Annotated in this window: 11 protein-coding genes and 2 pseudogenes; all 13 read right to left on the reverse strand. The window is 34.4% G+C overall.

From position 1 onward, the window contains the following. Window positions 1–153: 153 nt before the first annotated feature. Complete coding sequence (gene rfbA / locus Q1A40_RS01835; RefSeq protein WP_299997024.1) at window positions 154–1,029, reverse strand: glucose-1-phosphate thymidylyltransferase RfbA; 876 nt, start codon at window positions 1,027–1,029, stop codon at window positions 154–156. Between the two features lie 20 nt (window positions 1,030–1,049). Continuing rightward, the gene (rfbB, locus tag Q1A40_RS01840) at window positions 1,050–2,108 is read right to left on the reverse strand and encodes a dTDP-glucose 4,6-dehydratase (protein WP_299997026.1); all 1,059 of its coding nucleotides are present in this window, start codon (window positions 2,106–2,108) and stop codon (window positions 1,050–1,052) included. 356 nt (window positions 2,109–2,464) lie between these two features. Beyond that, window positions 2,465–3,062 (reverse strand): annotated as a pseudogene (locus Q1A40_RS01845) (NAD(P)-binding domain-containing protein); the annotation flags it as partial. Window positions 3,063–3,317: 255 nt separating this feature from the next. Next, a complete protein-coding gene (locus tag Q1A40_RS01850) occupies window positions 3,318–4,364 on the reverse strand; it encodes an EpsG family protein (protein ID WP_299997029.1) in 1,047 nt (348 codons plus the stop codon). Between the two features lies 1 nt (window position 4,365). Then, window positions 4,366–5,268: a glycosyltransferase family A protein gene (locus Q1A40_RS01855; RefSeq protein WP_299997032.1), complete on the reverse strand. Its 903-nt coding sequence runs from the start codon at window positions 5,266–5,268 to the stop codon at window positions 4,366–4,368. 13 nt (window positions 5,269–5,281) lie between these two features. Then, window positions 5,282–6,091, reverse strand: a complete 810-nt coding sequence (locus tag Q1A40_RS01860; RefSeq protein ID WP_299997035.1) for a polysaccharide pyruvyl transferase family protein — start codon at window positions 6,089–6,091, stop codon at window positions 5,282–5,284. Beyond that, the gene (locus tag Q1A40_RS01865) at window positions 6,081–7,370 is read right to left on the reverse strand and encodes an oligosaccharide flippase family protein (protein WP_299997038.1); all 1,290 of its coding nucleotides are present in this window, start codon (window positions 7,368–7,370) and stop codon (window positions 6,081–6,083) included. The genes Q1A40_RS01860 and Q1A40_RS01865 overlap by 11 nt, the downstream gene beginning before the upstream one ends. A gap of 263 nt (window positions 7,371–7,633) precedes the next feature. Then, window positions 7,634–8,458, reverse strand: coding sequence for a glycosyltransferase (locus Q1A40_RS01870; RefSeq protein WP_299997042.1), 825 nt, complete (start codon window positions 8,456–8,458; stop codon window positions 7,634–7,636). Between the two features lie 202 nt (window positions 8,459–8,660). Continuing rightward, window positions 8,661–9,535, reverse strand: a pseudogene (locus Q1A40_RS01875) (ISAs1 family transposase); the annotation flags it as partial. 302 nt (window positions 9,536–9,837) lie between these two features. Continuing rightward, window positions 9,838–10,662 carry an ATP-grasp fold amidoligase family protein gene (locus Q1A40_RS01880; protein WP_299997045.1) on the reverse strand — a complete coding sequence of 275 codons (825 nt, stop codon included), beginning with the start codon at window positions 10,660–10,662 and terminating at the stop codon, window positions 9,838–9,840. A 641-nt stretch (window positions 10,663–11,303) separates the two neighbouring features. Next, entirely contained in the window at window positions 11,304–11,435 is a 132-nt protein-coding gene (locus Q1A40_RS01885; protein ID WP_299997047.1) for a hypothetical protein, read from the reverse strand. A gap of 31 nt (window positions 11,436–11,466) precedes the next feature. After that, window positions 11,467–11,622 (reverse strand): transposase, encoded by a 156-nt coding sequence (locus Q1A40_RS23145; protein ID WP_367275726.1) that lies wholly within the window; start codon window positions 11,620–11,622, stop codon window positions 11,467–11,469. Between the two features lie 230 nt (window positions 11,623–11,852). Further along, complete coding sequence (locus tag Q1A40_RS01890; protein ID WP_299997050.1) at window positions 11,853–12,986, reverse strand: ISAs1 family transposase; 1,134 nt, start codon at window positions 12,984–12,986, stop codon at window positions 11,853–11,855. Between the last annotated feature and the right edge of the window lie 617 nt (window positions 12,987–13,603).

Here is a 13,603-nt window from a genome sequence, read left to right on the forward strand (position 1 = left end):
CATGTCTCTTATTTCATGACCCTGAATAACCAGGGTGCTCTTTTAAATATCGATTCAAATACCAAACTGTATTTTTTAATTATTCTCTTTAAAACGTCGGAAGTACTCGTGAACACTTTCAAAAAATCAGGGTGATACTGCTGATATTAAATATCACTGTCGCTGATCATTGAGTAACTGGAGCAGATACTGTCCGTAGGACGTTTTTTCCATCAAGGTCGCATTTTCTTTGACCTGCTCCGGGGTTAACCATCCCTTACGAAAAGCAATTTCTTCCAAGCATGCTATCTTAAAACCCTGTCTTTTTTCGATAGTATGCACAAACTGAGACGCTTCAATCAGACTATCGTGGGTTCCGGTATCCAGCCAGGCAAAACCACGCCCTAATAATTCAACATTCAGCTGATTCATTTCCAGATACATTTGATTAATCGTGGTGATTTCCAGTTCATTACGCTGGGAAGGTTTAACCTGTCTGGCTAAATCAACAACCTGGTTATCATAAAAATAAAGCCCAGTGACGGCCCAGTTTGACCTAGGTTTAACCGGTTTTTCTTCTATCGATAATGCCCGATAGTTTTCATCGAATTCAACCACGCCAAAACGCTCCGGAGACATCACCTGATAGCCAAAAACCGATGCTCCTTGCGTACGCTGAGCAACCATCTCCAGTTTGCTGCCAAAACCCTGACCGAAGAAAATATTATCCCCCAATACCAGAGCACAAGACTCACCATTAATAAACTCTTCGCCAATCAGAAAAGCTTGCGCCAGACCTTCCGGACGAGGCTGTACCTGATAACTAAGGGCAATACCTAAATGGCTACCGTCACCGAGCAAACGCTGAAACGAGGATAAATCCTCCGGCGTGGTGATCAGCAAAATATCCCTAATGCCCGCTAACATCAGCACAGAAATGGGATAATAGATCATCGGCTTATCGTAGATGGGCAGCAGCTGCTTAGAAACGCCCTGAGTAATAGGATAGAGCCGAGTCCCCGAACCACCTGCCAGAACAATACCTTTCATTTTAGCTCCTTAAAATTAGACTACTGCGCTAATCCCTGACGTTCACGGGCATAGGAGCCATCTTGCACTCTTTGCCACCAGGACGCATTTGTCAGATACCACTCCACCGTTTTTCGAATACCTGATTCGAAGGTTTCCTCAGGAACCCAACCTAGCTCCCTTTCTATCTTGCTGGCATCAATGGCATAACGCAGATCGTGTCCGGGTCGGTCAGTGACATAAGTAATCAGTTGTTCAAATTGCGCAATACCGGCAGGTTTATCCTGAATGATTTCATCCAGTAAACGACAAATCGTCAGCACTACATCGATATTTTTACGTTCATTATGGCCGCCGATATTATAAGTTTCACCGACAGAGCCTTGCGTCAGTACGCTGTAAAGAGCGCGAGCGTGATCCTCAACATACAACCAGTCACGAATTTGACTGCCGTCGCCGTAAACCGGTAAGGGTTTACCCTCAAGCGCATTGAGGATCACTAAGGGGATCAGCTTTTCCGGAAAATGATACGGCCCATAATTATTAGAGCAATTCGTTACCAGAACCGGCATCTTATAGGTGCGAGCCCAGGCACGGACTAAATGATCGCTCGCCGCTTTTGACGCTGAATAAGGGCTGCTCGGATCGTAAGGGGTATTTTCAGTAAATAATGCGCCGCTATCCTGCAGGTCACCATAGACTTCATCAGTGGAAATATGATGGAAACGGAAGTGACTTCTGTCTGCCAGCTGGCTCCAGTAATGACGAGCCGCCTCAAGTAACGTATAGGTACCGACAATATTGGTTTCAATAAATGCAGCAGGACCATCAATTGAACGGTCAACGTGGCTTTCAGCCGCCAGATGCATCACTGCATCTGGTTTATAATTCTGAAAAATTTTATCTAATACTACCCTGTCACATATATCAGCTTGCTGGAACGAATAACGACTATTGTCTGCAACACTTGCCAGAGATTCGAGGTTACCGGCATAAGTCAATTTATCAATGACTAATACTTCATCAGAAGTATTCTTAATCAGATGGCGAACTACCGCAGAACCGATAAATCCAGCGCCGCCTGTAACGATAATTTTCATACAGCCTGAGGTCCTTAACTGTTTTATCCAGTGAGCCAGCATGGATATCAGATGCCATAGAGCCAACCCAATAGACTCTTAAATAAAATTTTTCAGGGCATAATAGCGAAAAACCAGCGAGGAAGCTTGCGCTGACTAATCTTAGCGGAAAAGCCAAAACTGAACGTTAACTTAGTCTTGCTGCCACTCGGTGTAGAACACACCTTCTTTATCAGTACGCTTATAGATTATGCGCCCCGAAGTAGCCACGCTGCGCCCGAATCAATCTGGCAGGCAGGTGCGTCACGGTAACACCAGTAGCACATGATAGCTGCAGCAAAGACAAACCGAGACCGTATTTCAGCACGGAGGCAAACTTCAGCGATCAGTTGCATATCGCCATATTCGATACCGTCATGTAGCACCCTCACATAGTAACCCGCACCGTCCGGACCGATATAGGTCACGCAATGTTCACCGTCTTCGGCAACAGCGGCGATTTTGGTCAGGATAGGCGCAAGCAGCTCGTAAGCATGTTTCTGGCCACCCGGCATGATAGAAGGCCCTTTTAATGCGCCCTCTTCACCACCGGATACACCGGTACCAATAAAGTTAAAGCCTTCGGCAGACAGTTCACGGTTACGACGAATGGTGTCCTGGAAGAAGGTATTCCCGCCATCAATAATGATGTCGCCTTTCTCAAGGAAAGGTTTCAGGGAATCAATCGCACTGTCAGTACCTGCGCCCGCTTTCACCATCAGCAGGATACGGCGTGGGGTTTCCAGAGACTCAACAAACTCTTTAACCGTATAGTAAGGAACCAGTTTTTTACCCGGGTTCTCGGCAACGATTTCTTCGGTCTTGTCGATGGAACGGTTAAAAATAGACACAGTATAACCGCTGCTTTCAATATTCAGCGCCAGATTGCACTCCATTACAGTCATTCCAAACAACATCGATTTGTTGCTTGGACATTCTTTGCTCCTGATTAATGTGCACTGTAAAGTCTTACAACAATTTATGATATAGGTTTAGCAAGGTGAAAGTACCTGTAATATCGTTCATGTATCGCATATACTTTAGACAAATGCTGCGAGCACCTCATAATTTATAAATAACATCTGGGAAAAGATATATCCAACTAATTATTAAACATAAAACTATCACTACCAATAAAAACCCAGAATAATAAACACTGAAAAACTCTTATATAAAAGATTATCTATAGAGTCATAACAAATTGAAATTGAAAGAATAAGGTAATAGATTAACCACTTCACCATTAACAATAACCGTTGAATAGAAATATATTAAAGATAGTAGAACTACTGACAGAACATATATTAGCCGAACAACTCCATTTTTAAATAAATACGAAACATTAGGCAACAAGACAATTATTATCGGTGTAAAATAGCTACTCATTCTTATAACAGGTGCGGATGGTAAGGTCGATACAAAAGGCGTCAGTGATATGAGAGATCCTATTAAAAGCATATTTGTTGTTATATTTTCATCAAAACACTTACCTTTATATTTATTTCTTATAGAATAATAGAATAAAAATATAACAGGAAAGACCAATATTTTATAATTTATCACTTCTGATATAAGAGAATCATTAAAATATTTTTCAGGAAAACCTAATGCTCTACCGATAAAGGGGAGTAAGCTAACAGACAATAAATAACCGGAAGAAATTATAATAATTTCTTTTAATTCTATTCTTATATTTAAAATAAAATATAGAGGAAGAGTAAGCAGCACTGTTTTATGGAATAACGACGCTATTAATATCCATGTAAAATATGCAATAAATTTCTTATTCAAGATGAAACGGATAGAATATAAAAAAATACTAACGGCAATAAATTGTCTAACACCATTGAATGAAGCAAAGTAGAAAATTGGAAACAAATAAAATAAAACAACAGATAACGTATATCCTTTGGAATGTTTTAATATGTACAAATAGAAAAACATCAAAGTAATAAAACTACTAAACAAAAAAACAACTTGATATTCGAAACCCATATATAAAACAGATTTAACTAGCGCTTGAAAACCAAGTTCCATATATACATCATAACCATCTTTAATTAAGGTAATAAAATGGACATATGTATTATAATCCGTACCTACTTCACTTCTTAATCCTGCAATCAACAATAGGATAAACATTAGGATAAACGAAGAATACAGATCTATTTTTTTGTTTACTTTAGATAACAAAAGAAAATATAATGAAAAAATGAGAACTAAAGAATAGACAAGCATATCATCGACCTTTCTTACTTATATTATAAGCAATTCTCATTAGCGACGCAGGAATAAATAAGCATGGTATATATAGAAATACATGAATTGGCGATATTTTAAATGAATGAGTTAAAGTTTTAAATGCGGATTTTATATTACCTTCTTTTATTCTAAATAGATACCCTCGTTTAAATAGCGTTAGTAGATATTTTTTTAACTCTTTATTATTCTTATATTCATACGATGATACCACAATTAAAGGATATAAAACAACATCAGATCTTGAGTTTCTAGATTCATCTGGAAACTGATTTATCGTTACGAGAGCTTGGTTCGTGAAAATCACTTCGCTTACCAGAGCTAATTTAATCCAAGTATGAAGGTCTTCCCCATATCGCACTCCTTTGGGGAAACCATTAACAGAGAAAAAAATATTTTTATTAACAATAACTTTAGAGCTATTAATTATGGATTGTTTTTGTGCTGAATAGAAATAATCAACAGGTCCAGAAAAACCCTCATCCATATATGAAATGGCAGTGAATATATCACTTCCTTTTCTATTTATCATATGATTACATGAAAACACACCTGCATTGGGATATTTTTGTATTAACTGGGTCATTTCGAATAGATAATCTTGACTCCATTCATCGTCTGCATCAAGAAAAGCTATATAATCAGATTTTGATTTTTTTGCCCCCATATTTCTTGCATTGGAAACACCACCATTCTCTATATCTAGAATAATAATTTCAATATCAGTGTTTGTTTTGATAAAAAAGTCATTTATTACGTTTAAACTATTATCGGTTGAGCCATCATTAACAATGATAATTTCTCTTGGTTTTGTTTTCTGCAACAGCACCGATTGCAAACATCGAATAACAAATATTTCTTTATTATAAACAGGAATAACCACCGAGATGTTCATGTTATTTAAAGTACTCACTGATAGTATTTAACATCTTACCATAATTGGGATTATGAGAAACAAAAGAATTTGTTAAAGCATAATTTATATCATCTAATGAATTGCAAACAATGGGTTCTTTCTTAGCTCGATCCATTACTGAATAATAATCATTAAACTTAAAGTCCCCTCCAATTATTTTATCACTAAATTTAACCCAGTTATTTTTAACCGATAAACCATCAGAAAAAATCAATCCGTGTAGAGATGACGATAGAATAATATCGCACATCAAAATATCCTTGCAAACATCCTTATAATTTCTTTTTATATCTATAATATGAAAATTAGGATTATCTCCTACCATACTCATAACTTTTTCATAGTCAACAAAGTGTGGAATAATACCAACTGAATATTTTTTTTCAATATCGACATCGAAAATTTCGCGAACCATTAAACCTGGATCACCAAGAAAAGTAGCTTGAGTATTTGGATATTTTTTATTAACCCGATCTAATGTCAATTGACCTCTACAGCCTACAAATTTTTTAAACTCTCCAAACGTCCTAGTTTCAGAAATAAGACCTGCACCAATAATAATACTATTTTTATTTGTCCGGCTTAAGATACTGCCGCAAAAAATATAATGCTCATTATTTCCAAATGTATATTTTGCGACTGATTTATTAAAGAAATCCTTAATAAAATCTTTATTAAATGAGTCTCCCGCATTATTTTCTATACAGTAATTTAACTTGATATCATTATTTCTTGTAGTAAATGCAAGTAAAAACTCTTCAGCCTTAATTTTGATAGTTTTAAACTTCACGTGGACTTCTCCAAATATAAAAAACGGTTGATATTCCTAACTTTAATTTCACTAAGATCAATGAAAGAAAATTCTGAATTATTAATATACAAGATGACGCGATAACAGCCCCCAAGACTCCATAGATAGGGGTTAATATCACTAATACACTCAAACTAATAAAACTCGTTGATATGATTATATAGTTCAGTTCCCTCTCTAATCCACACATTTTCAATACTGAAGCAACGCTGCCTGTTGAAACATTAAACAATTGAGCTGATGCTAGTATTATTAATGAAAGAGAATTTGCATTTATATTAAAATATGAAAATATCTCAGCGGGGAATATTATACATACCAAATATATCGGAAGCGATAAGAGCGTTGCATATATTGATGTTTTGATTGAAATGTTCTCAATCTTTTTCAATGAATTTTCCGTAAATAAACCAGATATATATGCAGGCATAACAGCATTAAGTATTATAAGTGAAAATGATATTAGCGTACATACTTGCTGCATGACTCTAAACAAAGCAACATCTTCAGAATCAAGTTTATAGCCTAAATAAAGTGATATAAAAGATGTGCTTACTAACCCACATAAGACCATTGAATAGAATGACCAATTTTTTCTAAAAAACGACCGTATTTCATCTTTATTTGGTTTTCTCAAAGTGGATGAAAATTTAGTTTTAAATTTGTATAAACAAAATAGTGTCACAATGGCACTTGAGTAACAATACATATACGCTATGTTTATGTCACTGTTATTAGTCAATAAACTATTTAAAGCAATTATTATTATACTAATAATTGCCACCACTCCATTCTCTAGTAAAACAGAATACGCTGGTTTTTTTACGCCCCTCATAAAGCCAGAGAGTAGAGTATTAATCAAGCAAGAATATATGCTAATTAGGAATAAATATTTATTGCTAGCAATTACTTTATAACTCGAAGGAAGAAAATTAATATTTAACAAGGAGGTTATCAAACTGAAAAGTAAAAATAATAAACCTGACAAAATAATTGAATACTTCAAATATAATGAAATGTCAACTTCTTTTATATATTTACTCACGAATAAAACTATTGTTTCATTCATACCGAGGGATAATATAACGCTGATTGTTATCACTGATATTTGAAAAATAAAAAAATCACCTAATACATCAACCCCATAAAGTCGACTGATAACAAATGAAAGTAAAATCCCACCAAATGACACAAATACCTTAGCTATAAACGTGGACATCAACAACTTAATTAAATAATTATTTTTGATATTTAACACTAATAATACTTCCACTTTTTTGTTAATTGATAGATTGATTAATATTACTGTTAATCAATCAATTTAAAAACCAGAAATGTATTAATATTTTTATTTTTCACATAACGATAATCGTTATTGCCGTCTGACTATAGAATTAAAAAAATCATAAATAAAGTCGCACTATATTTTTCCACAAATAATGCATCCGATTACAAGACGCTTTAACATAAATAACTATTCTTGGAAAGAATGAAAAACCCACTAACATCTAGGAATTATATTTATCTAAACTTATTATATGCAATTTTTTTCAAAAATGGTGGTGAAATCCTCAGAAGGAACAATAATACAGTGTGTAAAATATTAGTTAAGGTTAATACTTCTAATTTTTTAAAGGCATAGCATCTCGCATTTAAATCATTTATAGCCTTTTTAAAACCACGTCGTGAATGAAAATTATTATCCACTCGAAATTTTAACAACGGTTTATTTATATTAGATATTTTTTTCCCGGCTGATAATAAGTCGATCCAGAGATAATAATCTTGTGTATTTTTTAAAGAAGCATTATATCTCACACCATCTTCAAAAAGAGAAGTTCTAAACATAACTGAAGGATGATTTAAGGGGCATTTTTTAATAATTTTTTTCATGATGATTTCAGAATCTGAGTCCATTTTCTTATAATATAATTCATCTCCAATCTCGGAGATCTCTATTACATCAGAACCAACAACATCAATATCAATATTATCACTCATGAATTTAACCTGAGTTTCAATTCGATTCGAACATGAGATATCATCAGAATCCATTCTGGCTATATATTCATACCCCCCCTTCTCTATTATTAGATCAATGGAATTATTAAGCCGAGTAGCAAGACCTTTCTGCTCTGCATGATAGAAGATGAAGATATTATTTTCTTCATTATATTTTTTTAATAAACACTTCACATCGTCAGATACCCAACCATCTACTTGGATAAAGATATCAATGCAGCTATAAGTTTGATTTATTAAACTATCAACTGCTTCTTTTAAAAAAGTTAAAGAATCTGACTTATAGACTGATAAAATTATAGCAACCTTTAATTCCTGAGGCATGTTAATATCCAAATATTATATTTATATTCAAAGAGAAGTGTCATATAAAACGACCATTAATTGATAATATTAAGCAGACTGTTTTCTACGAGCATATGATTTACTTAGGTAGAATACTTTATAAGGATTATGAATCCTGCAGTCTACAGGGACTAACGCGAGGTAGTTCCTATCCATCGCAGCTTTTGCGCATCTTTCTCTATAATCCTGTCTTAAACAACTTATGCTGCGATGAGATATTTACTGCTATATATTTTATCCCTGAAAATAATTCCGCTGCGTCCCCGTCTTATTCGAAAATTATCTTCATTCATCGCCATATCCAGACGCCAGTTTAATTTATTCTCCACCCTCCAATATCTCGTATCACTGAGGATAATTTCCTAGCTAATATATCTGATGAAATAATATAGTAGCAGTCAGGTATTTCGACTTCTTTCTTATTTTCTGTTATTTCCGAACAGAAGTTAACTGTCATTCCTATCTTTTTAAATCTTTCTAGCCAAAAAATAAAATCAAGCAGGTTCTCTGACAATATGAAACCGGATTTCTTCTCTTCTATGGCTTTTTCTTTCGTAACAAAACTTTCAAGCTGTGGATCATTTATACATTTCACTGGAAATTCATCTTCTAATGCCCAGTATAATTGCCGCTGATTTTCTTTACTGCCAGCAGATAATCGACTTCCTGCTAGCAGATCTTTTCAGCGTTATCTTTTGGCATTCCATCGCATCTGCTGTGATAATTTCACCTTTCAAATCAAGTATGTTTAATAATTTAGGCATCGCCGTTATTTCATCCAGTGAATAAAACATTCATGGAATTTGTCAGAACTTATATTACTCACTACTCTAGCTCTCGTATTATGCAGGAGAATTCCGTTGCCAAAATCACCATAAAATTTTAAAAATCAAGTGAACATGACCAAAATTTTCAATATCTTCCTATCCTTTTTTCACCTAATATGACTGCACAAATAGTGAGATGAATAACATCTAATAATTTATGTTCTATTTTTCAGGTCTATCGATAATCAGATATAACAGTAATATGTTTCATTAAATCTTCAAAACTCATTACGACAATTCCATTTAGTTTTAAACTAAAAAGACTTGATCATATTTTATTCTGGTGAGATACCACATAATGATTATATCTTATCACAGATCAATTAATACACGATTCATTGTATAAAAAACATACTTCCCGTAATCCTTTTTTATTTCAATACTTAAATTTTTAGCCCTACCAATTACTTCAGCTAGTAAGCTATTAGATTAACCATTAAAGATAGCTACTGTATTAAAAAGAATAATCGATGCACAACTGAATTTTTCATACTTTATTTTTAGCACTCTGGCTAATTAAAAGAATAAAAATTATTTTTTTAACAATCTTAACTTCAATCCCATTTTCTCATCAAAACTTGATGGATCAAATTTTTCTAAACAATTACCTGGAAAATTAGTAAGTTCTCCAAAATATATTTTGTCTTCTAATATATACAAATCCACTCTGATAAAATCAAATTCCGTCGAAAGTTGCTCTGCTATTTTTACAGCATCTTCATACAATGCAGGTTTTTTAATATCATCTCCAATTTCAAACTGATATTTTACATTCGTTAAACTAAAATCCCTCGTGTAGATATTTCTTTTATGTTTGCTAAATCTGTCTAAGTCTACTTGAACAAACTCTACTCTGCCATTAATACAAAAAAACTTATAATCAGGGGGAATGCCATTTTCGAAATTAAGAAGTTCCTCTATAATTATAGTTCTAGGTAAATTTTTATAAACCCATTCCCTGCCTTTTTTATAGTAATCTATTTTTTGCCATTTTTTAATTTCATCACAAATTGACTCATATGTGGTGTTTTTCTTGTCTACTATAGAAACCATTTTTGAACCATGATTAGCTTTAACAACAAATTTATTTGGTAATAAATCCCATTCTTGCTTGCTCAAATTTAATCCAGTCCATAGTAATGGTATTAATATATCATGCTGTTTTTTTTGAGAAACATAATCTCTCACTCTGATCCTATCTGATACACGCGTTCTTAATTTTGATAGTTCTAAATTTGGTCTAAGCTTCAAATAGAAAATTTTTTCCGTTAGCGTTTTTGGAAAAAAAATGCGGGGTAGTTTTTTTTGTCGAATGATATAGATCAGTATTGAAAAAAAAGAATCGTAAACATTCATTTTAGTACCTCAACTTATTAACTATATAGGTTATTTTTATATAAAAAACATGCTATTCAGACTATAGTTTCGTAACGACATATTCTACAAAAGCAACTCGAAACATTTCCGATTGATTGCTGCCCGAAAAAATTTTCTATATAATATATTTTAAAGGATTCATTCTATACTCAGGGAAAGATTACCAAGCCCAGTTTCCCGTAATGACTGACACCAAGCATTTCTTGTCCATCGCGCTCTGCACAGTCTAGCTTTAAATTTTTTATGCTACGATAATATATTTACTATTATATGTTTTATCCCTAAAAGAATTCTGCTGTCTATCCTCTTCTTATTCGACAATTATCTTCATTCATCGCCATATCCAGACACAGTGTAATTTATTCTTCACTGCCTAATATCTTCGTATAGCTTAATAAAATTTCTTAACTGTTATATTTTATGAGCTAATATAATAATGAATAGATATTTCAAGTTATTTCCTATTTTCTGTTATCTCCAATTGAAAGTTGACTACAACGCTCAAACTTTAAAATTTTTTAGAAAAAGTGAAACTAATCAGTTTATCTGGAATATCACTGTCTATTTGAAATAAAGTTTTATGCCTTCCATGTCTTTTCCTCTTCAAAAAAACCTTCTGCTTATAGAGCATTTATATATTCGCTGGATAATGCGTTATCTAATTTCCGGTATAATTTATCTTGAGTTCCTTTTACCGCCAGCAGATAATAGCCTTCCCTCTGGCAGATCTTTTCAGCATTATCTTTTGGCATCCCATCGCATCTGCTGTGATAATTTTATTTTTTAATCAAACATTTTTAATAACTCAGGCATCGCCGTTATTTCATTGTTTTTCTCTGCCGTTTTTAACTGTTCGAGAACAATACTGCTCATCGCCGAAAATGCGCTGACGACATGCATCGCTCCGAATCGTCTACTTTTATCATAAGATCTACGCAGCGTTTTCCATCAATGGCAATAATGTCTTCATCGACTATACGATATTCTTTCACCCAGTAAATAAAACATTCATGGAATTTATTAGGACTTATATTACCCACTACCTAGGCTCTCATGTCATGTATGGAAATATCGTTTCCAAAATCACCGTAGAATTTTTAAAAACCCCAAGTGAACATGACAAAAATCTTCAATATCCCCCGTCCTTCTGTACCTAATACAGGGAAAGATTACGAAACCCCGCAGCCCGCAAGGACTGACGCGAGGTACTTCCTGTCCATCGCTGCCCGACGCATCTTTCTGCGCAGCCCTGCCTTAAATTCTTTATGCTGCGATAAAATATTTACCGCAATATGTCTTATTCCTGAAAATAATTCCGCAGCGTCACCTCTTCTTATTCGGCAATTATCTTCATTCATCGCCACATCCAAACGCCAGTGTAATTTATTCTCGATCTGCCAGTGACCGCGTATCGATGAGGCAAATTTCTCTGCAGAAATATTTGATGAGCTAATATAATAACGAACGGACATTTCAGGTTCTTTTTTATCTTTTGCTATTTCTGAGCGTAAACAAACTGCCATGCCTATTTTTCTTAAATCTTTCCAGGCAAAGGTATAATCAATAAGTCCATCCGGAATATCACTGACAATATGCAGTCTTGTTTCCTCTCTTCCATGACTTTTTTCTTCCGCTACAAAACTTTCAAACCCAGGATCGTTTATCCTTTTCACAGGAAAAGCGTCTTCTAACGCACGGTATAATTTCCCCTGATTCCCTTTCACTGCCAGCAGATAATCACCTTCCTTATTTCGGATCTTTTCAGCGATATCTTTCTGACATCCCATTGCATCTGACGTCACTATTTTACCTTTTAAATCAAGCAGTTTTAATAGCTCAGGCATCGCTGTTATTTCATTACTCTTTTCAGCCGTTTTTAACTGACCAAGGACAACACCACTCATTGTCGAAAATGCACTGACGACATGTATCGCTCCGCGTCGTCTGCTTTTATCATATGATCTGCGCAGCGTTTTTCCATCAATCGCAATAACGTCTTCATCGATTGTATGACATTCCTTCATCCAGTTAATAAAACATTCATGAAATTTATTAGGACTTATATTACTCACGACTCTGGCAATAGTATCATGTACAGGAATACCGTTTTCAAAATCGCCGTAGAGTTTCAAAAAATCCAGATGAACATGGCCGAAATCCTCGATATCTTCCCAACCCTCAGAACCAGAGATAACAGCACAAATAGTGAGAAGAAGAATATCAGATAATTTATGTTCAACTTTCCATGACTGACGATAATCAGGGATGATAGTGAGATGTTTCATTAAATCTTCAAGATTCATTACGCTAATTCCATTTATTTTTGAATTAAGAAGATTTGATCACATTCACTTCTGCTTAGATATCACTTAATGACCCCCTTTTGTCATAGGTCAATAAACATACGATTCATTGTATGAAAAACGTACTTTTCATGATCTTTCCCTGGTACCTAATATGACACAGCACAAATAGTGAGATAGATAATATCTAATAATTTATGTTCTATTTTCTAGGACTGTCGATAATCAGAGATAACATTTCGTTCCTCTGTGATATAAATCAATGACCCTATTTTGTTACATGTAAATAAATGCGAGATTTATTGTATAAATAACGCACTTCTCGTGAGATTTCCCTTTGATTCTACTACATCAGCAGGATTCTGATTTTAAAAAACATGTTTTGCAACACGCTACCGCCCCAGGCTCAACAGCTACCAGTGCACTGTACCGCTTTTCTCTATGTGTTTTTAGTCATAAGGTTATCGTTCTTATTGACGCGATAGCCGAAAACATAAATCTGTGACCTTGCGTTACCCGGTTGTTATTTTCTTTCACGCAACCCTGGCAATTTACACGCAACATCTTGCACAGATATGACTAAAGTTTTCCTGTAAACCGCCGATAAAGATATGACG

The organism is uncultured Cedecea sp. (assembly GCF_947498825.1).
Taxonomy (GTDB): Bacteria; Pseudomonadota; Gammaproteobacteria; order Enterobacterales; family Enterobacteriaceae; genus JGM124.